The organism is Vibrio sp. 10N.222.54.A3 (assembly GCF_041474095.1).
GTDB classification, from domain to species: domain Bacteria; phylum Pseudomonadota; class Gammaproteobacteria; order Enterobacterales; family Vibrionaceae; genus Vibrio; species Vibrio crassostreae_C.
This window is the reverse complement of record NZ_JBFRTN010000004.1, coordinates 39,896-65,255: the sequence shown is the minus strand read 5'-3', so window position 1 is coordinate 65,255 and position 25,360 is coordinate 39,896. Positions and strand designations below refer to the sequence as shown.

22 protein-coding genes are annotated in these 25,360 nt (G+C 43.8%); 13 read left to right on the top strand and 9 right to left on the bottom strand.

The genetic code is table 11. The features are described from left to right. Positions 1-71: 71 nt before the first annotated feature. Together AB4507_RS00945 and AB4507_RS00940 are read right to left on the bottom strand one after the other, a co-directional pair. On the bottom strand, positions 72-905 hold the full coding sequence (locus AB4507_RS00945; RefSeq protein WP_372159046.1) for a RecX family transcriptional regulator: 834 nt from the start codon (positions 903-905) through the stop codon (positions 72-74). Positions 906-1,124: 219 nt separating this feature from the next. Continuing rightward, positions 1,125-2,729, bottom strand: coding sequence for a mechanosensitive ion channel family protein (locus tag AB4507_RS00940; protein WP_372182059.1), 1,605 nt, complete (start codon positions 2,727-2,729; stop codon positions 1,125-1,127). 251 nt (positions 2,730-2,980) lie between these two features. Between AB4507_RS00940 and AB4507_RS00935 the strand changes: the two genes are divergently transcribed. The 4 genes from AB4507_RS00935 (at position 2,981) to AB4507_RS00920 (ending at position 7,634) form a co-directional block, all read left to right on the top strand. Beyond that, entirely contained in the window at positions 2,981-3,229 is a 249-nt protein-coding gene (locus tag AB4507_RS00935) for a hypothetical protein (RefSeq protein WP_017062732.1), read from the top strand. A 921-nt stretch (positions 3,230-4,150) separates the two neighbouring features. Next, on the top strand, positions 4,151-6,214 hold the full coding sequence (locus AB4507_RS00930) for a protein-disulfide reductase DsbD family protein (protein WP_372182060.1): 2,064 nt from the start codon (positions 4,151-4,153) through the stop codon (positions 6,212-6,214). A 3-nt stretch (positions 6,215-6,217) separates the two neighbouring features. Then, the gene (locus tag AB4507_RS00925) at positions 6,218-6,787 is read left to right on the top strand and encodes a protein disulfide oxidoreductase (RefSeq protein ID WP_136978907.1); all 570 of its coding nucleotides are present in this window, start codon (positions 6,218-6,220) and stop codon (positions 6,785-6,787) included. Between the two features lie 127 nt (positions 6,788-6,914). Next, entirely contained in the window at positions 6,915-7,634 is a 720-nt protein-coding gene (locus tag AB4507_RS00920; protein ID WP_017071614.1) for a DsbA family protein, read from the top strand. A gap of 314 nt (positions 7,635-7,948) precedes the next feature. Here the strand turns inward: AB4507_RS00920 and AB4507_RS00915 are convergent, their stop codons facing one another. Beyond that, positions 7,949-8,965, bottom strand: coding sequence for a succinylglutamate desuccinylase/aspartoacylase family protein (locus AB4507_RS00915; protein ID WP_372182058.1), 1,017 nt, complete (start codon positions 8,963-8,965; stop codon positions 7,949-7,951). 376 nt (positions 8,966-9,341) lie between these two features. On the opposite strand from AB4507_RS00915, the gene AB4507_RS00910 reads away from it, so the two are divergent. The 3 genes from AB4507_RS00910 (at position 9,342) to AB4507_RS00900 (ending at position 12,072) form a co-directional block, all read left to right on the top strand. After that, complete coding sequence (locus AB4507_RS00910) at positions 9,342-10,340, top strand: porin (RefSeq protein WP_372182057.1); 999 nt, start codon at positions 9,342-9,344, stop codon at positions 10,338-10,340. A gap of 155 nt (positions 10,341-10,495) precedes the next feature. After that, positions 10,496-11,386 (top strand): DMT family transporter, encoded by an 891-nt coding sequence (locus AB4507_RS00905; RefSeq protein ID WP_017062738.1) that lies wholly within the window; start codon positions 10,496-10,498, stop codon positions 11,384-11,386. 68 nt (positions 11,387-11,454) lie between these two features. After that, a complete protein-coding gene (locus tag AB4507_RS00900) occupies positions 11,455-12,072 on the top strand; it encodes a glutaredoxin domain-containing protein (RefSeq protein ID WP_017062739.1) in 618 nt (205 codons plus the stop codon). 153 nt (positions 12,073-12,225) lie between these two features. Here the strand turns inward: AB4507_RS00900 and AB4507_RS00895 are convergent, their stop codons facing one another. From AB4507_RS00895 to AB4507_RS00885, 3 genes are all read right to left on the bottom strand, one after another. Further along, on the bottom strand, positions 12,226-12,360 hold the full coding sequence (locus AB4507_RS00895) for a hypothetical protein (RefSeq protein WP_010431176.1): 135 nt from the start codon (positions 12,358-12,360) through the stop codon (positions 12,226-12,228). Positions 12,361-12,645: 285 nt separating this feature from the next. Beyond that, a complete protein-coding gene (locus AB4507_RS00890) occupies positions 12,646-12,996 on the bottom strand; it encodes a hypothetical protein (protein WP_017057980.1) in 351 nt (116 codons plus the stop codon). A 100-nt stretch (positions 12,997-13,096) separates the two neighbouring features. Then, complete coding sequence (locus AB4507_RS00885) at positions 13,097-14,302, bottom strand: multidrug effflux MFS transporter (protein ID WP_104216191.1); 1,206 nt, start codon at positions 14,300-14,302, stop codon at positions 13,097-13,099. Positions 14,303-14,410: 108 nt separating this feature from the next. On the opposite strand from AB4507_RS00885, the gene AB4507_RS00880 reads away from it, so the two are divergent. Together AB4507_RS00880 and AB4507_RS00875 are read left to right on the top strand one after the other, a co-directional pair. After that, entirely contained in the window at positions 14,411-15,307 is an 897-nt protein-coding gene (locus AB4507_RS00880) for a LysR family transcriptional regulator (RefSeq protein WP_017068382.1), read from the top strand. 142 nt (positions 15,308-15,449) lie between these two features. Then, positions 15,450-17,294: a bifunctional diguanylate cyclase/phosphodiesterase gene (locus tag AB4507_RS00875; RefSeq protein ID WP_104216192.1), complete on the top strand. Its 1,845-nt coding sequence runs from the start codon at positions 15,450-15,452 to the stop codon at positions 17,292-17,294. A gap of 106 nt (positions 17,295-17,400) precedes the next feature. Here the strand turns inward: AB4507_RS00875 and AB4507_RS00870 are convergent, their stop codons facing one another. The 3 genes from AB4507_RS00870 to AB4507_RS00860 form a co-directional block, all read right to left on the bottom strand. Then, positions 17,401-18,711, bottom strand: a complete 1,311-nt coding sequence (locus tag AB4507_RS00870) for a peptidoglycan DD-metalloendopeptidase family protein (RefSeq protein WP_372182056.1) — start codon at positions 18,709-18,711, stop codon at positions 17,401-17,403. Between the two features lie 276 nt (positions 18,712-18,987). Beyond that, positions 18,988-19,287: an isoamylase early set domain-containing protein gene (locus AB4507_RS00865; protein ID WP_372182054.1), complete on the bottom strand. Its 300-nt coding sequence runs from the start codon at positions 19,285-19,287 to the stop codon at positions 18,988-18,990. A gap of 124 nt (positions 19,288-19,411) precedes the next feature. After that, entirely contained in the window at positions 19,412-20,065 is a 654-nt protein-coding gene (locus tag AB4507_RS00860) for a hypothetical protein (RefSeq protein WP_017064322.1), read from the bottom strand. 32 nt (positions 20,066-20,097) lie between these two features. Between AB4507_RS00860 and AB4507_RS00855 the strand changes: the two genes are divergently transcribed. From AB4507_RS00855 to AB4507_RS00840, 4 genes are all read left to right on the top strand, one after another. Then, positions 20,098-20,580 carry a GFA family protein gene (locus AB4507_RS00855; RefSeq protein WP_170926836.1) on the top strand — a complete coding sequence of 161 codons (483 nt, stop codon included), beginning with the start codon at positions 20,098-20,100 and terminating at the stop codon, positions 20,578-20,580. Between the two features lie 175 nt (positions 20,581-20,755). Beyond that, the gene (locus tag AB4507_RS00850; RefSeq protein WP_017062746.1) at positions 20,756-21,430 is read left to right on the top strand and encodes a YoaK family protein; all 675 of its coding nucleotides are present in this window, start codon (positions 20,756-20,758) and stop codon (positions 21,428-21,430) included. 228 nt (positions 21,431-21,658) lie between these two features. Further along, positions 21,659-23,029, top strand: coding sequence for a YjiH family protein (locus AB4507_RS00845; protein WP_017067418.1), 1,371 nt, complete (start codon positions 21,659-21,661; stop codon positions 23,027-23,029). A gap of 435 nt (positions 23,030-23,464) precedes the next feature. After that, positions 23,465-25,336, top strand: coding sequence for a methyl-accepting chemotaxis protein (locus AB4507_RS00840; RefSeq protein ID WP_372156715.1), 1,872 nt, complete (start codon positions 23,465-23,467; stop codon positions 25,334-25,336). Positions 25,337-25,360 lie beyond the last annotated feature (24 nt).

Here is a 25,360-nt window from a genome sequence, read left to right as displayed (position 1 = left end):
AGTGTCGTCTACTCGACAATAGTTACTTAGGACAAACCAACATACTACAATAGGAAATTTTTCCGGCTTAGTTATTCGTTACCTTCACTCAATGCAAATTTGATCTCGTCAGAAGAGAACCCCTTTCGACTTAGCATCGCGTAAGCCTTAGAGCGTTCTTTATGATCGTTTAGGTCATAAGACTTCTTCTGCAACTGTTCTAAACACGAAGAATAGAAATCTAGCTGCTCTTCATTAATCAATCGGTCGATGAGCGATGACAGCTCACTTGTGTCGATTTGTCGTTGTCTAAGTTCTTGCTGAATGGCAGTCAGTCCCTTGCCTTTACGAGCGTACTTGAGCACCTCTTTTTCCAAGTCGGCTTTCTCGGCCTTAATTTGAATGTTACTTTTCAGTTGATGCGCTTGTGGGTGCTGGTCAATCGCTACCTTAACTTGTTGATAGCTAAAGCCACGCTTTTGCAGGGTCGCGACTAGCTTTTCACGGCTCATAGTAAAGCTTGAGTAATAGTGGTTGATTCGTTCTATCAGGATGGTTTGTTCATCAATAGACTTTTCGAAGGACACCTTATGAATCGCATCAGAAATCATAGAGTCCGTCAGACCCTTCTTCTTCAGTTTTTCGACAATATATCGAGAACCAAATTCACCAGAAAAAGCTTGTTCCACGAATTGTTCTGCAAACACTTGGTCAGACTTGAGATACCCAAAGCCTTTCAGAGTCCCTAAAGTTTCATCGATCCATTCTTGATTGTCGGTTTTCACTTTGAGCTTCGCAACCAACTCACTTTCCGTCATATCCCTCTGAGTTAAATGCCACATCGCAGAGTTCATAACACTTTCAATTCGCGTCGCTTTTCTTACCGTTGTATTTCTACTATTCGTTTTTTGCTGTGAATCATCCATTCGCTTTCAACTGTCCAGATTGAGCCTACCCCATCATAACTTAATTCTAAGATGGGTGGAGTGACATAAAGAATGAGGCTCAATATAAACGACAGCCAAAAAAAATGGACGCTTATTCAGCGTCCATTTGATATCACATTAAGAATGATGGCTCGAAGCCACACTTAGCTTTTACGTAATCGCTCTTTTCGAAATTGCTTCTCGTACTAGCTCTTTCGCTTAGTTCTCTTCGTGATTGTAAATATGTACATCTCGTTGAGGGAATGGAATCGTGATGCCTTCTTCATCGAAGCGTTTCTTCACGGTTTCCGTCACATCCCAATACACATCCCAGTAGTCATCAGTCTTAACCCAAGGCCTTACGACAAAATCTACAGAAGACGTATTCAAGGTATGAAGCTTGATCATATGCTCTGGTTTTTTCAACACTAGAGGGTGCGCAACAATGATGTCGTTCAATACCGCTTTCGCTTTATCGATATCATCTGAGTAACCAATACCGAAAACCATATCAACACGTCGCACACGCTCTGCCGTGATGTTGTTGATCACGTCACCCCAGATTTTGTTGTTTGGGATCACCAAGCGTTGGTTATCGATAGTTTGAACGGTCGTCGACACTAAGCTCATATCTTTTACCGTGCCTTGCACGCCCGCCACTTTAACCATGTCGCCCACATCATAAGGACGGTAGATCAAGATCATCAAACCCGATGCAAAATTAGATAGCGTATCTTGCAATGCGAAACCGATGATGACACCGGCAACACCGAAACCAGTAAGAAGTGGTGCTAGCTCTATCCCTATTTGAGACAGTGCGATAAGCAAACCAATAAACACGACTGCTTTAGATGCGATGGATACGAAAAACTCCTGCATCAAAACGCTAAAGTCCATTTTAGAGTGCGAGACACTCTTACGAACGGTCTTACGAGCCACATTAGCAATAAGGCGAGTTACGTACAAAATACCGAGAAACAGAGCAAGTTTAACGACAAAGGAAGGGGTATTTTCGAAAGCCCATGAACTGAACGAACGAAGCCAACCATCCAACAACTCAAGTGCAACATCAACATCCAATACATCGGCGTTAATATCTCCCGTCGTTGCCAGCAACACTCGCTTGTAAGAAGTCACGTCGACGCCAAACGGTTCCATTAGTGTGATGGTTTCTTCTAAGCTCGCGACCATAACGCTAGTGCGCTCGCTGAAACGTTCAAGCTCCTTTTTAATCGTCGCTTTCTCTTCTTCATTCACAAAAGACAAACGCGCTTCTAGATCTTGTCGCTGTGTGTCTGTGTAAAGAATGGCATTTGTCAGGTATTTAGAACGAGCAATTAACGCCGTTTTAAGTTCACCTTCAGGAACAGCAACATCAACACCACGCTCTTTCGACCAATTTAAGGTCTTAGCAAGCTGCTGATAATAGACATCCATCATTCCGATTCGTTTTTGAATACGCAATTCAAGGCGTTTTTTAGCGTCACCCTCAGCGGAACGGTTTTCTTTACTCATTGAAACGATTTTAGTTTCATTCAACGACAGCAATTTTTGTAGCAGTTCGACCTGCTGAGCAAGAGTGACATCCAGCCCCTCTTTTTTATCTGACGATAGCTGTGAAAAAATCTCTTCGCGTAGGCCCTGGTTCTTACGCCTTAAGATATCTTCAAGAAAGGGTTTTTCAGCATCATGCGCCGTTTCTAATGTTGCTAGATCGAGCATTAACTGATCTTGTACTTCTGCGATTTTCTCAACGCTCTGCGCATAACTTCCAAATGCGACAAACGCCAACATTAACAATAGACAACGCCAAACCTTCATCATATTAATTCCTATCACTGTCTAAATTGACCCTATAAATAGTAGTAAAAAGAATATGGATAACAAGCATTTAAACGTATGTTATGTTAAAAATTCGCAAATTATCAGCCTGCTTCTAATATTTGAGAGTTCCAATCCCCTCTTATGACCTGTAGAGTACGCATCCAACAAAGAACAACAGCCAATATCTTCATTCGAGCACAGCACTAAAGCGCCCTAAATACGATGTTGGCTCACAGCAAGAGAGCATAAAAATGAACAACGAACTTGATATTATTGAGTCTCTAGAAGAACTAGAGCAATTCCTAATTTCAGTGGAAGCTGGCGGTTTAGGCCTTGAAGGCGTTGAAGGTGTAGGCATGGCAACCAATAATTCAGATGGTCGTCACTTCGTTGCTGTATTCAATAGCAGCCATAAAGTTCTGCTTGCTCGCTGGATCACCAAAGAGGTGTTTGATAACGGTAAAGACTTGGTACGTAACGGCCCTCGCCGCACTCACTAAGCCTTTCCAATAGCACCAATGATTAAAGCCCAACACGTTCACTGACGATCTGTTGGGCTTTTTTGTATCGCCTGTCCCGTCCTGATAGTTAATAAACCACTCAATACAGAATAATTAGCGATAACTTTCAGTTGTTGTGAACTTTAGCTACAGCTCAATGTCGTATTCGCGTGAATTGGTGTTTATGCGTCTTTTATCGTGTATCTGCCGTTTCCCGCATTTATACATAGTTTCACTTTAACCATTTTATGACTTGTGGCACGAAGAGAACTTATCTAAGCTAACCACAATTCAATGAGCTTGCTTTAACGACTAACAGATTTGATTACTGACTAATTTGCTGAACACATCGCTACTTTTCTTATCCACACAGAACCGCCGACAAAAGCATTCGCTTTGGGCGCTCTTCCTTACCGGACTGGTTATCGTAACTTGTCTGGCGAGCACTCTGGCTGTCAAGAAAGTATCGTTATCTGCATCCGCTAATGGCCAATCAGTCCTAGTTGGCACACAAACTCATACAGAAACCAGTAATCCCCAAACCAACATCGCTTCTTCAGAAAAAATGGCTGCTCTATACGCCAGCGTTTTCGGCTTAGAAGCCTCAAAAATGTTAACGTCCCCCAATTCAAATTCATGCAGCCTAAGTTCGAAAATGCTGACCTTTGCCGCCCCAAAAACCGGCTGGCTGATCCCATTCGTACTTATTATTGCTGTTGCGTTTAACTTACCTCCTCACATCTCGAGATTATCTAGAGACAATCATCGCTCTACTCGACCGACAAAACACCGCTTACACCTAAAGCACTGTATATTTAAAGAGTAAATAACCGGGCTATTCCACCCTTTTATTTATTTTTTGGAGATACATTTGTGTACAACACACTACTAACTAAGTTTGTCGATTCGTTGGCATTCTGCATGCGCACATGCGCAAAAGCTTTCGTCACTGCAATCTTAGTCATGACGTCATTTACCGCCCTGGCTCAAACCACGGGCTGGATAAGCGTGCCTGAGCATCCGCCAGTTAAGATGCGAATGATGTCGACGGGTGAACAGTCGGATAACGGCGGTACCGTTCAAACTGTATTGGACGTTACACTCGACGGTGACTGGAAAACCTATTGGCGCAGCCCAGGTGAAGGTGGCATTCCGCCAAGCTGGGACTGGTCTGATTCAACTAATATAGAGTCTGTAGATTGGCATTGGCCGATCCCTAAATACTATGAACAACTTGACGTGATGACGTTAGGTTACAAAAAGCACGTAAGCTTTCCTGTCACCCTAACGTTGAAAGACAAAACGCAACCTGCTGTATTTAAGGCTTCTCTCTCGTTCCCGTCGTGCACCAATATTTGTGTTTTGACTGACTATGACATCGAACTCCCTATCGACACGCAGCAATTGCAGTTCGATGAAGAAGCGATGTTCTTGTTCAACCAAGGCATGAGCCAATCTCCACGAGAAGCTAATCGCACTTCAGTCAATGGTCTATTTTGGGACAAGAGCAAGCAGCAACTGGTTACTCAGCTGACAAGTAAAAATGGCTGGGATAAGCCGATGGTGTTGATTGACGGGCAAGAAGTGATTGATGACTTCTTCTCTCAACCAAGCGTCCACATCACAGACAATACAATGACGGCCGTATTTGATGTGAGCAACTGGATAGGTGAAGTCGACTTAACGGACCGTAACGTGAGTGTCACCGTTTCAGACACTAATTTCGCCGAAGAGATGACGGCCCAAGTTGGCTCAGAACCGATCGCTTACCAAACAAGCAACAACGGCTTTTTGGCGATGATAGGCTTCGCTTTAATTGGTGGTTTGATCCTCAACATCATGCCATGTGTGTTGCCAGTCTTAGGAATGAAATTAAACAGCATCATTCAAAACCAAGGTGCATCTAATCGTCATATTCGACTCTCATTCTTAGCTTCTGCTTCAGGTGTCATTACATCATTTGCGCTGTTAGCCCTAGGTATGACCGCTCTAAAAATGGGTGGTAATGCAATTGGCTGGGGAATCCAGTTCCAAAATGTTTGGTTCATCGGGTTCATGCTGATCATCACTTTGCTGTTTTCGATTAACCTGCTTGGGTTATTCGAATTCAGACTACCATCAGGTTTAAACACCTGGATGGCAACCAAAGGCGATGACTCACATTCAGGCCACTTTGTTCAAGGCATGTTTGCAACGCTGTTAGCAACGCCGTGTAGCGCGCCATTCCTAGGAACCGCTGTCGCGTATGCACTTGGAGCAAGCTACCAAGAGTTATGGGCTATCTTCATCACGCTTGGTATCGGTATGAGTGCGCCTTGGTTGATCTTTGCGCTATTCCCAAGCCTAACCAAATTGCTTCCAAAGCCTGGGGCGTGGATGTTCAAAGTTAAGCTGGTATTTGGCTTAATGATGTTCATTACCAGCCTATGGCTAACAAGCCTCCTTAGCCCATTCATTGGTAAATTCCCAACTATCCTGCTGTCGCTATTTATCGTGATTTCAGTATTGATTTGGATTGGCCGTAAGTTGGGTCGCAAGGTGCTTATTCCTATCGTCGCAACCACAACCTTGGTGTTTGGTGCTGCATTGATCGTCGGTAGTGTCACCGCTGATAACTGGGCGACTCCGATTGTTGACGATCTCGCTTGGCAAAAGCTGGATGCGAAGCAAATCCCTCAGCTCGTTGATGAAGGCAAAACGGTGTTTGTTGATGTGACTGCTGATTGGTGTATCACTTGTAAAGCCAACAAGATCGGCGTCGTCCTTCAAGACCCTGTCTACAGTCACCTACAGCAAGAAGACATTGTTTTGATGAAAGGTGATTGGACAACACCAAGTGAAAGTGTCACTCAATACTTACAAAGTAATGGGCGATTTGGTGTGCCATTTAATATCGTCTACGGCCCGAGCTATAAAAGCGGTATTCCACTGCCTGTCATTCTCAACAGTGACACTGTCGTTCAAGCCATCGACGCTGCGAGATAACTGATGAAGACTCCCAACAATGAAGATAAATCTAGCACGATTGAAGACGACGCTGTAAAGGGTGAGGCCAAAAAGCCAAGTCGTCTTAAGAAGTGGGGAAAGGAACTGGTTTCAATGATATTGATCGTTGGCGTGGTTTCATTTGCCATGGACTTTTATCACAGCAGAAGCATGCCTCAGGGCGATGCGATTCCAATTGTGGGTCAATCGCTCCAAGGCGAAGATATTGATGTTATCGAGCTAAGCAAAAATGGTAAGCCAGTCATTGTCTATTTTTGGGCGACTTGGTGTGGTGCCTGCAAATTTGTAAGCCCGACGGTTAATAGCTTCAGTGATTCCCATCAGGTGGTTTCGGTCGCTCTATCGTCTGGTCCAGACGAACGTGTCCAGCGCTACTTGGATGCAAAAGAGTATGACTTCCCTGTTATCAATGATCTTTCTGGGTCAATCAGCAGAAGTTGGGGCGTTAATGTCACGCCAAGTATTGCCATCATCAAAGATGGAAAGATCAGCAGTATCGCAACCGGCGTTACATCCCCTATCGGCCTGTGGTTAAGAACCTACTTTGCCTAAATCGCTCACAAAGAAAAACAGAGCAAAGCTAAGTAAATAAACCGACTCAGCCAGTTTAACAAACAATATTAATGTGAGCGCAACCTAATAAGCGCTCACGATTATCACGAATTAGAGAAAAGACAATATGAAAAAGCATCTGATAAGCGCACTGATTTTAGGCTCATTAATGAGTACTAATGCCTTCGCAGAATTAAACAAAGAACAAACTCAACAACTTGAAGAAATTAATCAATTCCTGAAGGAAAACCCATCGACGATCTCTGGATTGCATACCAGTTTAGAGCAGTACGTAGCAGGTCAAGAGCAAGCGAAGAAAGCCCAAGCGGAAAGCCATGATTGGTTATACAACAATGACGCTCACCCGATCCTTGGCAATCCAGATGGTAAATCGGTCATCATTAACTTTACCGACTATAACTGCCCTTACTGTAAGCGCTTGGAAAAAGGCTTGGTTCAATTAGCCTCTGAAAACAGCGACATTAAAGTGATCAACGTGTACTTATCGTTTAAGCAACAACAAGTTGCGGGGCTAGACACCAACGCGGCGCTATACGCGATGAAAGTATGGAAAGATAACCCAGAAGCATTCCCTGAAGTTGATAGATTGCTGATGGCGAAAAGCGGTATTCACTCGAAAAGCTCACTAGAAGCCGTTGCCAAGAAGACGGGAACAGAGGCGGAACTAAAAACAACTCAAGAACAAAACCAGGTTCTAACCACTAACCATCAAACGTTCAGTGCACTCGGCTTAACGGGCACTCCAACCATGATGATGAACGGAAATGTTTTACCAGGATATGTGCCTTATGACCGATTAAAAGAGATCGTGGACGACGCTTTTTAATCGACTGTAGATAGAGATAAAAATTCGAAAGAGAAGTGAATAAAAAGCCGACCTGCGTAACTCACAGTCGGCTTTTGATGAGCTTAAGGTAATGTTTTCAATATTATTTTTGAAACAGAAAAGCAGTCGAAGTGTCACTATCTTGCAATGGATTCTTAATCTAGCCTCGCTACTCTAAAAGCAGTTCTCTCGATGAGTCCAAGACGTGCTTACTCTAGACAACTGTCCTTTGACCGAGCCTAGCTCGGTCTTTTTTTACGTGTTTTAGATAACAACACAGTGCATTAACACGGAAACGTCAAACCGACTAAGCCTTAACTTAGCAAACGACAAACAAGCGCACCCGGCTCCCTTAACGCATCCACGTTATAGCTAAGGACACGTCCGGCAGACGGCGCGTGATAACGGCGACACTCATTACCAAAAGCGTCATATTGAATAGCCAACAGATCATCTTGTTCTACGCTCTGCAGAAGCTCAACCTGCGGCAATACGAAACCACCAATATCAGCGCGGATAGAAACCACATCATTACCCTCTATCCAATCCATACTCGGCAGCTGCATTTTCTCGGGATGATTTATTTCAACCTCGAACATTTCATAATAAGACAGCATGTTAAAAACACCGTCTACCGCTCGTTGAATCATGTCAGGCTGAGTAAATTTCCCCATACCAACTTCCACCGTGATGCTCGGAATTCCACTTCGATTCCAAACCGTTTCTAAAATACCTGGGTCACCAGGGTCATTCAGAACACAATCGGGCTGCATCAGCCTCGCCATCTCCAAACATTGTTCAATGCGGTAATCAGCAAACACATAAAGTGGATAGACTGCGCCACGAGTTTGAGTATGGAGATCAACGGCGAAGGTGGCATTGTGCTTAAGCAGACGCTCCCACAAAGACGAAACAAAGCGTTCCGCAGCTAGGCCATTCGCATCACCCGGAAAGAGTCGATTGAGATTGGCAGGACAAGAGCCCGGATCCGAAGAGATAAAATCACGGCTATGGTTCAGCAAGCCAGACAAATTCACAGTAGGCACAATCGTTACCGTACCTTTGAGCGTTTTACCGACTAAGTCCCTGATAATTTGCTGTGCAGCCAACACTCCGTTTAGCTCATCACCGTGAATACCGGCGGTGATCATCAACTTAGGACCTTCTTGACTGCCTTTGAAAACAGAAACCGGCATGTTTTTGGGTTGCCCTAACCCATCACTGGTGACTTGAAACCAAAACTGATGCTCTCCAACGGGTAGGTCTTCAACATTCAAGGAGCCAATAACCTGCCTACCTTGTAAAACATCACCTAAGTACTCTGTTTTCATCCAACGTCTCCATCTTGTTGAGCAGAATCTATTCTCTTCTAAGTTTTTGCATCATAGAGGATATCCTAACCAGTACAAGCAGTTAATCAGATTAACAAGCCCTCAAGCGCTACCAAAATTCATCACCATCGACATCCGTGATTTCAAGGTAAAACTTGTCAATGTGACCGTTGAAATACACGCAACTTGTATATTTATTCACCTAACACTCAGTCGCTTGAAATAAAAGTGCAATAAAATCAACACTTAAAAAGTTCCCCATTCACGAAAATGTAATTTTATGGAAATGAAAGCTTAATTTATCTGCTCTAAATTAGCTTCATATCGAAACGGAGAGCACATTGCTCACGGATTTTAAAATACAAGGTAAGTGATTATGAAAAAGGCAGTTCTAGCTTCTGCAGTGGTAGCGGCACTAGTTTCAGGTTCATCTCTAGCAGCAACAGTTTACAGCTCTGATGGTACAGAACTTAAAATTGGCGGTCGTGCGGAATTCCGTGGTGATTTCATTGGCTCTGGTGGTAAAGAAATCGACGGAACAATGAAAAATAAAAGCCGTGTGCGTCTAAATGTTGGCGGTACTACAGAAATCACTAGCGACCTATCTGGTTTTGGTTTCTACGAAGCAGAACAAGGCGTAACTTCTTCTGCTGACAACGATAAAACTGATAGCTTTGATCAGCGCTACATGTACGCTGGTCTTGAAGGTAACTTTGGCGCTGTTTCGGTAGGTCGTCAAGATACAGCTGCAGCTCAAATCTCGGAAATGTCGGATGTTACTATCTACTCTGGTGACCAAAAAGCGTTCATCAATGCAGGCAACGAGCAGATTAACAACACGTTTGTATACGCTTACGACGCTGACGCTCTTTCTCTTAAAGCAAGTTTAATAGCTGGCGAGAAGAAGGACACTGACGGCTACGGTATCTCTGGTATTTACACACTGCCGATGGGCTTAGGTTTCGGTCTTGGTTACTCAGGTAACGACAACGGTACTGGTAATGGTTCAGCTACAGCATTGATTGCTGGTATTAACTACAAAATGGATGCTTTATACCTAGGTGCTACCTACACAATGGGCGACCTAGACGACAAAGCAAACACTGAGTTCTCTGGTGTGGAAGTTGCTGCTAAGTACAAGCTAACAGACCAATTTGAACTGGCTGGTTTGTACCAAAAACAAGAAAAAGACGCGACGCAGAACTTAACCGTAGACACAGCTGATTTCTTTGAGCTGACTGGTACTTACAAGTTCAACAGTTCAATTCGCACATACGTTGCTTACCAATTAAACAACCTAGACGACATAAAAGTTGCAGGTTTAGAAACACAAAGCGAAGACTCTCTTCGTTTAGGTCTGCGCTACGACTTCTAATCTAAATTTACTTTAGATGAAGACTAAAAAGGTTGGGCAGTAGCTCAACCTTTTTTCATATTCAAATATTCTGACTAACTTCATCAATGCTTTTTCTGGTTAAGTGGTGCTAAATCCGTATCATAGGTGAACCACATCAAATAATTAGAAGCATCATGTCACAACACCATCCGATCCAAGGCGCTAGCTGGATGCTAACCGCAGGCCTAGCCTTTGCCGTTATTAACAGCCTAACTCAAATTGCTAGCATTCATTTCGGACTTACTTCTACCACCGTTGCCGTCATTCAATACGCCATCGCGTTATTCGCTATTCTTCCTTACCTAAAAACGCTGGGTATTCGCCGCGCGCTAAAAACCGACAACCTCAAATTGCACGTATTCCGTGTCTTCTTGTCTGTTATTGGTATTCAACTTTGGATATGGGCACTGGCTTACCCAGTACCAATTTGGCAAGGCATTGCCCTTCTCATGACATCGCCATTGTTTGCAACCATTGGTTCAGGGCTTTTCTTAAAAGAGAAAGTTGGGGCTGCTCGCTGGGGCGCGACCTTAGCAGGCTTCGTGGGTGCGATGGTGATTCTAGAGCCGTGGGCTGAAGATTTTAACTGGGCAACGTTATTACCAGTCGGTGCCGCTTTCTTCTGGGCATGCTACTCACTGATGGTGAAAAAACTCTCTTCGCAAGACAGTCCTTCAACCATGGTGGTCTATCTTCTACTATTAATCACACCATTTAACATCCTGCTTGCTGCGCCAGATTGGCAAACGCCAAGCGGCGGTACAATCTGGGCTATATTGATTGTTATCGGTGTTATGACGGCACTCGCTCAATGGGCGATAGTAAAAGCCTACTCGGTCGCTGATGCTTCGTTTGTGCAACCTTTTGACCACGCCAAATTACCGCTAAACGTTTTAGCAGGTTGGATTGTATTTAGTTGGGTTCCACCGGGTCGTTTATGGCTAGGGGCTGCTATTATTATTGCGTCAGTTGCATTTATAACGCACTGGGAAACTAAAAAACCTTCAAAAGTGAAGAAAGTTTAAGGTTGGTGAAATAAATAGTTCGACAGTCCGTTCTATATGGATAAGAGAATTCAAACGAGGCCGTAACCATGAAGAAACCAGTCAAGATTACACTATACCGTTGGGCAGGCAGCTGGGGTCCATTTAAAGTTAACATCCCATGTGGAGAATGTACCCTTACCAAAGACATTCTGAAGGATACTTTTGAGAATGAGTTGGCCGATGTCGATGTCGAACTGGAAGTGAAAGATTGGTTGTCTCACTGGTGGGAGCCTCTAAAACTTGGCTCTTGGCACGCCCCAATCCTTGTTGTTGAAGGCAAGGTTGTCAGCCAAGGTGAAGCGCTTAATCGCGGTGTGTTAATCCAATCCGTGATCAAAGAGTGGACCAAACGAGACAGCCTAAAAGGCAACATCGTTTATGGTAAGGCGACCTGCCCATTCTGTGTTAAAGCGAAGAAAATGCTGGATGAAGCGGGTGTTGAATACCAATACCACGATGTCGTAAAAGACAGCGCCGCTTTGTACCGTATGATTCCAGAGGTAAAAGCACACATTGGTGAGAAAACACCGGTCACCGTCCCGCAGATCTGGCTTGATGGTAAGTACATCGGTGGTGCCGATAACTTAGAAGCGTGGATGAAAGAGAATGGCTTAGATAGCATCCCTAATAATGTGGTCGACTTATCCAATCAATCTGCTGGCTGAGTTCATTAAAAGCCATTAGTCAGAAGCTTAATTGGTATTTTTTGTGTCCATCCACAACAAAACAAAGCGATAACTTTCACCAATCGCTAAAACGAAAAAGGCCTTAAACTTCATCGAGTTTAAGGCCTTTTAAAATTCCGTTTTTGAAAATGCTTATTTAGCCATTTTCTTCATCATTCGCTTAAAGAACGATGGTTTCTTTGGCTTTGAAGTGCCGTACAATGCTTCGTGCATCATGTTTTTTGCTGCCATTTGACCAAGGTATGCGTGGCCTAGTTCGTAATTCATGCTTATCTCCGCACATAATCAACTTTCTTTAGCGCGGATTCTACACTTAAAACGCCCAAAAACAAGATCTAAATCACACTTTAATGCAATATTAAGCATTCATTTGCAATTAGCCTAATTTTGTCTCTGTGCTAATCAGCATTGTTTTTGTATATCAATGAGTTAACCTAAATTCTGGTTTGAGCTTAATGCTCCATTCCTAATAACAACCCAAGACATTGATTTAGACACTGATAAAAAAAGCAGCTCAATAGAGCTGCTTTCTAAAATGCTTTACTGAGAAACCTAGCTGCGCTTTGGCTGTCTGTAAGTTTTACCGGCAATTTGGTATGTGTCTTTTTGCTTCAATTCAAACATCGTTTCAAAGAACCAAGCTGCAAATTTGATTAAGTCATCGCCTTCATTCATAACATGTTCGATGTACTCTTGCTCTTCGCCTTGTTCATTTTCTTGAAGCGTCACGTGGTAAATACGCTTTTCGCCTTCCACTTCAGCAAGTGCAAATTGACCAGTCAGTGATGCAGCAGCCTCAGCGACTTCTGTATCCTCATTGGATTTCAATAGCTCAAGCGCTTGAGGCAGGCCATCTAGTGCGCAGATAGCTTTTACCAGTACTTCAAATTCATTTTGCTGCATTTTGTTTTTACCTATTCAATGGACCGAAGCATTGTAGAAAACCATCAGCACAAATACAACGTATTAACGATGGTGCGTTAAACGATAGTGAATTTAGTGTTTAGCTATATTCCACTTCAACAGTATCGCCTTTGTTGTTCATTTTGGTTGAAGACCAAAGCACTCCGCCCATGGCTGCGCCAATAATGAGGTAGAACACGCCTAACTGTTGATGAGTCGTGACCCAACTCTCTACTAGATACCCACCCAATAAACCCGCTAAACACATCTGAATAGAGCCCGACAATGCCGATACTGCGCCCGCTTGCTTCTTATGAGGTTCTAATAACATGCTGATTGATAATGGGAACGAAATGCCTTGTGCTATCGCCAACCAAGTAAACGCCCAAACCAAGTTAAAGATGGATAACTCATGAGTAAGAAGCCAAGTTCCCGAAGCCAAAATAATCAAAATCGCAAGGCTCATCAATTGCGGAGTGCTAAACCTACGATTGAGCAAGTTCAAAGCAACGCTACCGATCAGTAAGCCTGCCGAAGGGACAATCATCAATGAACCATACTCAGCGGCGGTCAACCCCAATTGCTCTTGCATTAAGAATGGGAACAAAGATAACGATACCAAACTCGCCATATAACTCATCCAGTTATAACTGGCGCTGCTTATCACTTGGCGATTCGTTAACAAGCGTCCGTAGTTCTTTACCACTTGGCTGACTTCAAAACGGCTCTTCCCATATGGCAGAGTTTCATGCAACACGAAGTAACCCAGTGTGAATATCGCCAGTAAATACAATAGAACGAAAAGGAACACCGCCTGCCAACCAAGGTGGAATGAAATCCAGCCACCAAATACAGGCGCGATGATCGGCATAATCGACGCGGTGATCGAGATATAAGACAACGCTTTGGTAAGCTGTGAACCATCATAGCTGTCACGAAGCACACTTCGCCCAAGAACCGAGGCACTGCCCGCCCCTAAACCTTGCAGCAAGCGACCAACTTCTAGCGCCGTCATATTGTCAGAAAACACAACACAAACGACTGTACCAATCAAATAAACACCCTGACCTAACAAGAAGATAGGTCTTCTTCCCACCGCATCGGACATCGGTCCGTAAAATAGCTGAGACAAGCCAAAACCCACCAGAAACAGCGTGACGAGAAGCTGTACATCTACTTGAGTAGCACTTAAATCAGAAGCAATTAACGGTAATGCTGGCAAGTAGATGCTCACACCCACCTGCCCCGTAGCAATAATCATCATTGCTAAGAGTAACGGTGTTTTTTTAAAGGTCGATTGGCTCAAAAAATTCCCTATTCGTTTGATATTTGTTCATTAGACGAGTTTACATTCAAAACCAATAATTGATAATTAGCTAAATTGGAATTTTATTAAGTCCCAACAGGAAATAATATGGATTGGATTCTTAACGTAAAAAGCTACGTCAGAGTAGTCGAAGAAGGCAGCTTCAATGGTGCTGCTCGAAAGCTGAACACCACCAGCTCGGCGATCAGTAAAAGAGTGAACTGGTTAGAAGAGCGCATCGGCACCCAACTGTTAAAGCGTACCACGCGATCAATTAGCCAAACCGAAGCAGGTGCGCTCTTTTACCTGCGAGCCAAGGATCAGCTCGACAATTGGCAGTCCATTATTGATGAGACTCGCTCGGTTAACCAAACCCCAGCAGGCCTATTAAAGATTGGCGCTACGATTGCGGTTGGCTCTAAGTTTCTGGTGCAATACATGGACGACTTCTTAGAAAAGTACCCTGATATTAAGGTACAACTCATCACCACTACGCCCGGTCAATTACCCGAGCTTGGCTTGGACTTGGTAATCAGTCGTGAACTAGAACAACTCAACTCATTAAGCTTCAAGAAAACACCGCTGTTTGAACACAGAGCCAGCTTCTATGCAGCACCAAGCTATCTTGCCAAACACGGCTACCCCACTTGCGAGCAAGATTTGGAGCAACACAACTCGTTAATTTGGGGAGAGCGTCCGACCCGTGAAGTAGCACTCACCAAAGGGCAGCGAATAACGTTAAACGGTAACTTTGCGACCACTAATCCAGAGGCTTTGTTTCATGCTGCGAAGCGAGGAATGGGCGTACTGTTAACCATCAAAGCGATGATCAAAGAGGATCTAAAGCAAGGGACATTAGTTCCAGTATTGCCAAATATTACCGCCGACGAAGTGATGGTTTACGCGTACTACCCTAAGCTTGATTACTCGCACACGCGAACCAAGCTCTTTTTGGACCATCTGAAAGACAGGCTAGACAAAGAGCGTAGCACGCAAGCTCTGTGAAATAAGTCACGTTTTAATTTGAAAAGTTATACAACACGGTCAATAATAAACTTGACGCATATAGATTATACAAGTTCGCACATATACAAGATAATACGTATACCGCTTACACAGTGAATCTGGTTAACTAGGGGTGGTGGCTATGACTCAACATACGCACAATAGCATGATAGACACAGAGCGCATTGGCCGTTTGCTGAAATTGGAAGGTATCGACCTTTTAGAGTCAGCTGTGCTTACTTTACATCAGACCTTTGATACTCAATACACTAGCATCATTGAGAAGAAGTACTTCCCTGACCAAACCGTTCCTTTGGTGATCGCCCATTCTGATCATGTATTACATGACAAAATCAATGCGCGCCATGGTCACATCTACCAACAAGCCGTCAATCAAAGACACCCAGATTGCTCATTTTCTCAGTACATCGTCCAGTCATTGCCAACATCGGCATTTAGGCAGGAAATCACCTCACAAAACTCCATCGCGATCCCGACTCAAACTCAAAGTGGCGAAGTGATGGGCGTGCTGTTTTCAACGTTCACCTCGCCTCTTAGCCCTGATCAGCAACAAGACGTGGTAAAGCACCATCAATTGTTCGCCGACATCATCATCCACACCTTGCGTGAAATGTGGTTTAACGATCGTTCCGAACAACTTGTAAATCAGCTTAGTTATGAGGTGTCACACGACAGCCTAACCGGGTTACTCAACCGAAGCTGTTTATCAGATACCTTAGAGTCGATTACTCAACAGAGCGTCACTCCGTTTACATTGGCTTTACTCGATATCAATAGCTTCAAAGCCATTAATGATATGCACGGTAATTATATTGGCGACAAGGTGCTGCAGTTTGTCGCAGAAACCTTGCGGAGAACCTTACCCGAAAGCAACCTGACTTTCCGGACTGCTGGCAACGAGTTCGCCTTCATCACCTACCATTCTGATCCGATAGCCGTGTGCGAACAAATACTGGCCAAAATTAAGCAGGGCTACAGTAGCGTTGATATCAAGATAGATTTCGACGTCAGCATCGGTATTGCCAGTTCGGATGGAGACAACAAAGACGTTGAGCAAATCATCTTCAATACCAGCTTGGCGCTTAAAGAGTGTAAACACAGCCAAGATACTCATATTCAATGTTATGACACTCACTTAAGAGTTCGTTACCAAAGAAAAACCGAGCTAGTCGCAGCGCTACGAAGTGAGCTGGAAAACCCAATTTCACAAAGCTATATCCCCGACAGCAATGGAATGTACGTAGTGGTACAGCCGATTGTGGGTCAAGGTGAAACGCAATGGGAATATTTCGAGGTACTGACTCGCTGGAAAACCGCCAGACATGGAGACATCTCACCCGTAGAGTTTATTCAAGTGGCAGAAGAGTCAGGGCTGATTGTCGAATTAGGTGAACGCATTATTGAATTGGTGTGCCGCGCTAAAACCACACTAGAGCAAGGCTTGGGCTACAAGGTTAAACTTGGAATCAACTGCTCTGCGCACGAGCTTACTGATTCGAAACGTTATATATCCTACCTGACTCGAACCATTGAACAGCACCATTTTAAGGCGAATGAGTTTGTTATCGAGTTAACCGAAACCGTTCTGTTATCGCCAACACAAGAGACAAAATCCGCGCTTAACTTTCTGAGAGGACAAGGCTTCACGATTGCACTCGACGACTTTGGTACAGGCTACTCCAGTTTGAACTACATCCACAGCTACCCTATCGATTGCATTAAAATTGATGCGACCTTTATTCGAGACTTGTTAACTAGTTCGACCTCAGAGAGCGTAGTATGGCTGATTGTTCAACTGGCCCATAGACTCGATGTATCTTTGGTTGCGGAAGGTGTTGAGAAGCGTGAGCAATTAGAAAAGCTGCACGCGATGGGATGTGACAAGATCCAAGGTTACCTCTACTCACCTCCAATGCGACCTGAAGCTATCGTTAGCTATGTCGCGCACTCAGAGCCTTTAGTTTAAACCCTTACCGAACCTTCTATTGAGAACTAAAAAGCCGCAAGAGCATCACTTAACACTGACTGTGCTTTGTGATGCTCTTGCGGCTTTAAAACAGTTTAATGGCTAGCTACTTACTAGCATTATTAACCATTGCTAGATTGCGCGTTTCTAACGCTGCCTTCAATAGCTTGTCGGCTTCATCTCTCGCGGCTGTGAATGTCGCTTTTTCCTTTTTAGGCACAGAATCAGCCATTGGGATATTCGCTTTCATCGCATCAACAGGGCGACCACGTTCGATCAGTTCATAGTGCAAGTGAGCACCTGTCACTCGACCCGTTTTACCCGATAGGCCAATACGTTGACCACGAGATACCGTTTGTCCTTTACGAACAAGGATCTTGCTTAAGTGCAAGTAGCGCGTTTTGTAAGTGCTGCCGTGCTGAATGACCACGTAGTTACCCGCATATGGGTGCTTACGCGTCATAATCACTTTGCCATCACCCGTTGCTTGAACCGGCGTACCAACTGGCGTCGCGAAATCTGTACCGTTGTGCGGTGAAATGCGGCCAGTCACAGGGTGTAAGCGCTTAGGGTTAAACTGAGAACTTTGGCGCCAGCTACTGCTCACTGGGTAACGTTGGAAAGCACGTTGTAAGCTATCGCCATTAGCATCGTAATATTGTCCGTCAGTGTGTAAGTATGCTGACACAACGCGGTTACGATTCATGATCTTAATTGCTTCAATTTCACGTTTTCCGGTTGCAACACCATCAACATATTGCGCTTTTTGAAGCACTTCAAACTGATCGCCAGCACGTAGGTCTCGGCTAAAGTTCAGCTTATCTTTAAGAAGAGTCACAATATGGTCAATCTCAAGACTGCTCAGGCCAACCTTGTTCGCCGACATAGAGAAGCTGCCTTGAATATCACCCACGAGAGGTCGCTGCTTCCACTCGCCCGGAATAGAGATGTCTTCGAATTCGTAGCTGCCGTCATCAAGTAATCGGTAAACCACTTTGTCCGCGACGCTAAATTGAAGTTCCATTTTAGAAAGGTCGCCGGTCGCTTCATCACGCCAAAAGCGTAATGTATTACCCGGACGAAGCGTATCTAAAGCAAGGAAGTTCAAATCAGTTTCCATCACGCTCATCATCGATTTGTAAGAAAATCCAAGCTGAGTGAAGATGCTACTCAAGTTATCGCCCGTTTGAATTTGATACTCAAATGTCGGCGGCTCAATAACGGTAACAGAAGATGGTGACAGAATTGACTCAATAACGGTTGAGTCGGGCAAATCAAGATCGATCGTTTTCGTCAGATCCGATTGTGACGATTGCAAAGCAACACCAATCGCAGCAATAAGTGGCAGTCCCAAAATAGCTACTTTTTTTACAGGTGAAAGCTCAGCAAACGGAGAGGGAAATATTTTTGAATACACGGTAAACAGGTCTTTCTACGATATAAAGGCATAGGATATGCTTTTCAAACGCATAAATCATCAATGCATTGTCATAATATGATGTGAATCTTCCCAACTTAGCCTAAGTCATTGAGTTGCCGTAGATGAAGAGCCACTAGATAAGAAATAAAATTAACCGCTAAATTTAAAAATAAAAAAGCAGAAACGGCTAGTTTCTGCTTTCTATTGGTTGACGTTATTCCGTTTCGAATAATTAATAAACGAAGCAAATTAGTCGCTGGTTTTAAGAAAAGATTATGCGTTTACCGTCGACACTAGGCAGTTGTCTTCACCAAATTCATTTGGGATGTAACGATCGGCATTCGCATCGTTCACCCATTGTTGGTCATCAACTAGGTAGCGGAATTGAAACTCGCCACCTTTAGGTAGGCGAGTTTTAAACTTGTAAACCTTACCTTTGGCCAGTTTTTTCATTGGGGTGGCTTTCCAATCAAGAAAGTCAGCAACGATGGATACAGAGTTCGCTTCTTGAGCTTCTAGCTCGAAGGTCACTTCAACTTCATCTTTCGTCTTAAAAAAACGTTTATTAATCATTCGCAAGCTCCATTAGTAATAATAAGCGGACACAAAGCTAACTGTGTCTAAATTTCATTCATCTAACTAAGATAATATGTAATTTGGCTCACATAAACAACAGATCCTTACATTCACGAAAACGTTATTGCTTACCAATTGATTGCGTATCAAAAGAAAAACTCATTAACACCTTTTCAGAAGGGGGTTCTGCAAATGATTGTTCCGCAGAATGCTGAGTAAAGCCGATAAAACCTTCCCCAGTAAGTTTATTCTGTGATTGCGAACCTGGCTGCTGAGCTACCTCCAATGTCTGAATTTGTATACGATCACCCAGTAAAAGTTGGTCGACTAACACCACACGGCTTCGTTGCTGGTCATGCTTAAACAGGCCTAGATAATAGAAAACACCGCTGCCTTGGTTAGATATCCACATCGGCGCGACAAAGAAACTCGCCTTGCCCAACGTGGCGGCTGAAAGATTATTGGTGTCTACCGTTACCACACCGCGCTCAACACCTGAGTCATAGCGTCCAAACGCGATGGCTCTAGGCTCATCAACTTCATTGATAAAAGCGTAGGCGTTAGTCTCAGGAACTTTAATTGTCCATGGATTGGTCGTCTTCAAATCAAAAACGGTTTCTACGACTGGGTCATAACTCACTTGAGAAGAAGGAAACTTCGCCAAGATCTCTTCATCACTTAAGCTAAAGCGATAAATACCCGCTACTATCACCACAACCAGCATGACAATTGGAATCAGTAGAATCAGAGGGATAGGTAAGATTTTCTTTTTCATGGGCAATTATATTCTTTTGTTTTCATCCAGTTGTGCAGACCATAAAGGGCTTTAGTATAATTATCAATACAGGGTTAACCAGAAGTGGAGCATGGATGGATATCAATCATATTAAAGACAGAAATATCAGAAGTTGCGAATGCCGCTGTGGAGCAGTCAACCTAGTATGCCGAGGTGAACCTCAACGTACATCTGTCTGCCATTGCTATGAGTGTCAGAAACGCACCGGAAGTGTGTTCGGCGTTCAGGCTCGGTTCCCAATAGAACAAGTTACACTCAGCGGTGAAGTGACCTCTTTTTCACGCATCAGCGATACGGGTAATGAAGTCACCTATCAGTTTTGTCCCAAGTGTGGCACCACCATGCTTTTGCAGTCGGTTGCCGCCGCTGATTTTTATATCGTCCCGCTCGGATTATTTAAAGAGCAAGACTTCCCACTGCCGAGCTTTTCGGTTTATGAAGAACGCAAACACGGTTGGGTTAAGTTCGACCACCAAATGAGCCATTACAACTAGTTCGTCATTGAGCGTTATCTTTATCTCGTTATTGACCGTTATCTTTATATAGCAACAGTATTAAAACAAACTGCAATACTGTTGCCTAAGATCAAATATCACCGCTTCACAGCGCTAGCGTATCTTTTGTCTAGCGTTATAATCTTGCTCCTCTATTTAACCCAGGGTGAACCACATGATTTCTAAGTTACCTCGCTGGGTTGAATACGGCGCCCTTTTGTTAGCTGGTCTTGCTGGCAGTGTTAATGCTATCGGCTTACTTGGCTTCCAACATCAAGCTATCTCCCATATCTCCGGCACCATGTCTTTGCTAGGCAGTAGCCTGCTTACACCGACCTCGGCTTCTGTTCACCTCCTATTGGTGATCATGAGCTTCATGTTAGGTGCGGCGTTCAGCGGGTTCTTTATTGAAAACCAAGCATTGAAGTTAGGACGCCGTTACGGTGTTGCACTATGTATTGAGGGTGGATTGCTGTTTTTGGCGCTGTGGACACTGTTGCAAGGCTATACTTCAGGTCAGTATTTCGCTTCAGCCGCGTGTGGTTTGCAGAACGCGATGATCACCACTTACAGCGGGGCAATCATTCGAACAACACACATGAGCGGGATCATTACCGATCTTGGGATCATGATTGGCGCTCGCTTAAAGGGGATGCCTTTTGACCGCCGTAAAGCCAAACTGCTAATTTTCATTGTGGTTGGCTTCCTGTTTGGCGGCTTAATTGGCGCTTGTCTGTTCCAACGCTTCGAAATCTTGGCATTGGCTTTCCCTGCCTCTTTTGCTTTCATTATTGCGTTTAGCTACTGGTTATACTTGACCTATCGAACTGAAACCCCAGTCAATTTATAAATATCTGGCAATATAACCTCAAACTACGTAACATCCGCAACACTTTATTCTAAACTCTTAATACGTTGCAGAATAACCAGTATGAATATTTAGCTATATTTGATGAATAGTATTGCAAGCGATATTAATACTGGGTAATCTTGCACCCAATGAGAAAATACGGACGTTTAGTGAATAAAAATGCCAAGGATGTGGCTTTTTTACGTGTAGAAATTCGAGAACAATAACATGTCTAACAACAAGAATACTGCTCAAACAGAGAAATCTAAAGGCAGTTTCTGGGTTTTCTTAATCCCATCATTGATTGGTTTATTCCTTTTCATGGCGCCAATCAGCTATCAAGGTGATCTAACCATCCCTGTAGCTATCTTAGCCAAATCAATTCAAGCGGTTTTCGGTGAATATCTAGTCCCTATCATCACTGCGATCGTTGCTTTCATGTCTGTAGCTTCAGTTTTAAGCACCATTTTTAAGCCTACATTCATTACATCAAATTCATTTTTAAACGGCCTTTTCAACCCATCTCCACTGTGGTTGCTGGTTCGTTTAATTGGTGGTGCTGCAGCCGTTATGGCTTTCTTCCAAGTTGGCCCTGAGGTTATTTGGGAAGAAAATACTGGTGGTCTGGTTCTAGAAGGCCTGCTTCCGACACTGTTCTCAGTATTCATCTTTGCTGGTTTGCTACTTCCGCTTCTACTTAACTTTGGTCTACTAGAGCTGTTTGGCACGCTACTAAGTAAAATCATGCGTCCAATCTTCAACCTACCAGGCCGCAGTGCTATTGACTGTATGGCTTCTTGGTTGGGTGACGGCAGTGTTGGTATCCTGCTTACAAGCAAACAGTACGAGAAGAAATTCTACACTCAGCGTGAAGCTGCGGTTGTTGGTACGACTTTCTCAGCAGTATCTATCACATTCAGTCTTGTGGTTATTGCTCAGGTAGAACTAGAGCACCTGTTCCTACCTTTCTACGCAGCAATCTGTTTAGCGGGTATTGTGGCAGCGGTGATCATCCCTCGCCTTCCACCACTAAGCATGAAGAAAGATACTTTCATTGATGGCAGCAAGCCGCACAAAGACGCTGACGCGATCCCAGCAGGTCACTCAACGTTCTCTTGGGGTCTTGAGCTAGCGGTAAATAAAGCATCTCAAGTAAAGTCGGCTAAATCTGTATTTGGCGAAGGCGTTCGTAACGCCGTAGATATGGTATTTGGCGTACTGCCTGTTGTTATGGGTTTAGGTACAATGGCACTAGTTATTGCGGAATACACGTCTGTGTTCTCAATCCTAGGTCAGCCTTTCATTCCATTCCTAGAGCTACTTGGTGTTCCTGAAGCGGTTGCAGCATCTGAAACGATTGTTGTTGGTTTTGCGGACATGTTTATCCCAGCAATCCTTGCGGCTTCTATCGACAACGAGATGACTCGCTTTGTTATTGCAGCAATGTCGGTAACTCAGCTGATCTACATGTCTGAGGTGGGCGCTCTACTTCTAGGCAGTAAGATTCCAGTGAACATCTTAGAACTGTTTATTATCTTTATTCTACGTACGTTAATTACGCTTCCAGTTATCGCTGGTGTAGCGCATCTAATATTCTAAATTAGATACTACTTATGTAACTCAATAAAGATTCAGTTTATAAAGCCTCACTTTTGTGGGGCTTTTTATTTGCGAAAATATATACACAGTATTATTTGGAGTTCAATTAATTTATAAGCTCTGCATGTCATTTGATTTCATATCGTTTATTCACCCCGCCTCTTTTTAATAGAAAACTGAACGCATAACTATCAAATTAATACATTCTTAATTCCTCCTTAAACTCCGTCTAGCCCCATTCCCCAACTCATTGAACCAAATACTAAAAGCAACAAATATGCGCTTTAGTGAATTTTGCATTGTTTAGGTTGTTGTATTTTTGTAGTCTATTTTGTGAAATTACATTCAAGTAAAATCCAATCTAGTCGATATATATAATTACAAAAACACGATTAACTTTAGTCTTCGCAAAGCCTGTGAGAAGGGGAAAACTCAATGAAATTTAGCCATAAGGTGGTTGCTGCATCATCAGCCTTGCTGCTAGTGACAGTATCATTGCTTTCAATACAACAACTTTACACCGTAAGAAGTGCAGTAGAAAACCACGTCAATGCGAGCCTGAAAGAGATGGTCTCGGGCGTGAAAAATACCGTCGTATCGGAGATGAACGCCAAGAAAGCGTTGGCTCAATCGACGACTGAAGTCATCGAGATCAACCCTGAAGATCGCGCTTACGTTAAAGAAATCTTAGAAAAGCCAAAGCTTAAAAACAGCTTCCTAGCGGTTGGTTTTGGTTATGAAGCAAACGGTTTCGTTATTGAAAATGATGATGGTTGGGATGCCGGTCCAGACTACGACCCACGAATTCGTCCTTGGTACATTGATGCTAAATCCAAAAACAGTTTAGTTGTTACCGCTCCTTATGTGGATGCATCAAGTAAGAAAGTCATCATATCAGTAGGTACTCCAGTTAAAGACAACGGCCGCTTTACTGCGGGTATGTTCTACGACCTAGAATTGACGAACCTTGCTACCTTGATCAACCAAGTGAACTTGTTTGATGCGGGTTACCTGTTCCTAGTAACAGCCGACGGCACCACGATTGCTCACCCAAATGCGAAAAACAACGGTGAAACGCTATCAAGCTACATGCCACAAGCGACTATTCGTGAAGGCTCTCAAGAAATTGAAGTCGACGGCAAAATGTTCCTAGTTAATTTCACCCACATCCCTAGTGAAGATTGGTACATCGGTGCCATCCTGGATGAAGAGATCGCTTTCCAAACCGTTGAAGAGTTGAAGAACAGCTCAATGATCTACTCTTTAATTGCGGTAATTCTCAGCATCATTGCTCTAACAGTTCTAATTCGCGTGTTAATGCGTCCACTGGATGCACTTAACCAAGCGATTCAAGATGTAGCAAGTGGACAAGGTGACTTAACTAAGCGCCTAGATACCAACACAGACCAAGAGTTCTCTGACCTAGCGAAAGGCTTCAACACCTTTACCGAAAACCTGCAAAATCAAATTATTCAATCGAAAGCGATTGGTGTTGAGATTAAACGCGGTACTGAAATCACGGTTAAAGGTGCAGGCGAATCAGCAAACGCGATGAATACGCAACTTCAAGAGCTTGAACAGTTAGCGACTGCAATGAACGAGATGGCGGTGACTGCAACTGAAGTGGCGAACAACGCTCAAGGCGCGGCTGCGGCGGCTCGTGAAGCTGATGAAGCAACGCTAGACGGCACATCTGTCGTAAGTGACACCACTCAAGCGATTGATAACCTTTCAGCTCGTATCGACCAAGCGGTTGCCGAAGTACAAGTACTTGAATCAGCAACAGCCAACATCGAAACGATTCTAAAAGTAATCAACGATATTGCAGACCAAACCAACCTACTGGCATTGAATGCAGCTATTGAAGCGGCGCGTGCTGGTGAATCAGGCCGTGGTTTCGCAGTCGTTGCCGATGAAGTTCGTACTCTGGCACAACGTACTCAAGAATCAACTACGGAAATCCGCAACATGATCGAGCAGCTCCAAGCGGGTGCAAGCTCAGTATCGAACGCGATGAACCAAAGTAAAGACACAGCCACTGACGCCGTTGAACGCGCTCAGCAAGCGAACTCTTCACTTGACCGTATCCGTGACGCGATTCAACGCATCTCAGATATGAACATCCAGATTGCTTCAGCGGCAGAAGAGCAGAGCTTAGTAGCGGAAGAGATCAATAACAACACTGTTAAGATCAAAGACCTTTCAACACAAGTATCAACAGCGGCCCAAGAAGCGAATACCGCAATGCAGCAGCAAACTGACAATGTTCGCCAACAAGACGAGCTATTGAATAAGTTTACGGTTTAACCAAGGTTTGGCTCAGTTGCCGTT

Coding starts and splice junctions, on each gene's coding strand:
- AB4507_RS00925 (WP_136978907.1), top strand. CDS start 6,218: ATGAAGACTCCCAACAATGAAGATAAATCTAGCACGATTGAAGACGAC.
- AB4507_RS00880 (WP_017068382.1), top strand. CDS start 14,411: ATGGATTGGATTCTTAACGTAAAAAGCTACGTCAGAGTAGTCGAAGAA.
- AB4507_RS00915 (WP_372182058.1), bottom strand. CDS start 8,965: ATGAAAACAGAGTACTTAGGTGATGTTTTACAAGGTAGGCAGGTTATT.
- AB4507_RS00935 (WP_017062732.1), top strand. CDS start 2,981: ATGAACAACGAACTTGATATTATTGAGTCTCTAGAAGAACTAGAGCAA.
- AB4507_RS00850 (WP_017062746.1), top strand. CDS start 20,756: ATGATTTCTAAGTTACCTCGCTGGGTTGAATACGGCGCCCTTTTGTTA.
- AB4507_RS00910 (WP_372182057.1), top strand. CDS start 9,342: ATGAAAAAGGCAGTTCTAGCTTCTGCAGTGGTAGCGGCACTAGTTTCA.
- AB4507_RS00940 (WP_372182059.1), bottom strand. CDS start 2,729: ATGATGAAGGTTTGGCGTTGTCTATTGTTAATGTTGGCGTTTGTCGCA.
- AB4507_RS00845 (WP_017067418.1), top strand. CDS start 21,659: ATGTCTAACAACAAGAATACTGCTCAAACAGAGAAATCTAAAGGCAGT.
- AB4507_RS00875 (WP_104216192.1), top strand. CDS start 15,450: ATGACTCAACATACGCACAATAGCATGATAGACACAGAGCGCATTGGC.
- AB4507_RS00890 (WP_017057980.1), bottom strand. CDS start 12,996: ATGCAGCAAAATGAATTTGAAGTACTGGTAAAAGCTATCTGCGCACTA.
- AB4507_RS00945 (WP_372159046.1), bottom strand. CDS start 905: ATGGATGATTCACAGCAAAAAACGAATAGTAGAAATACAACGGTAAGA.
- AB4507_RS00920 (WP_017071614.1), top strand. CDS start 6,915: ATGAAAAAGCATCTGATAAGCGCACTGATTTTAGGCTCATTAATGAGT.
- AB4507_RS00905 (WP_017062738.1), top strand. CDS start 10,496: ATGTCACAACACCATCCGATCCAAGGCGCTAGCTGGATGCTAACCGCA.
- AB4507_RS00860 (WP_017064322.1), bottom strand. CDS start 20,065: ATGAAAAAGAAAATCTTACCTATCCCTCTGATTCTACTGATTCCAATT.
- AB4507_RS00865 (WP_372182054.1), bottom strand. CDS start 19,287: ATGATTAATAAACGTTTTTTTAAGACGAAAGATGAAGTTGAAGTGACC.
- AB4507_RS00930 (WP_372182060.1), top strand. CDS start 4,151: ATGCGCACATGCGCAAAAGCTTTCGTCACTGCAATCTTAGTCATGACG.
- AB4507_RS00840 (WP_372156715.1), top strand. CDS start 23,465: ATGAAATTTAGCCATAAGGTGGTTGCTGCATCATCAGCCTTGCTGCTA.
- AB4507_RS00895 (WP_010431176.1), bottom strand. CDS start 12,360: ATGAATTACGAACTAGGCCACGCATACCTTGGTCAAATGGCAGCAAAA.
- AB4507_RS00900 (WP_017062739.1), top strand. CDS start 11,455: ATGAAGAAACCAGTCAAGATTACACTATACCGTTGGGCAGGCAGCTGG.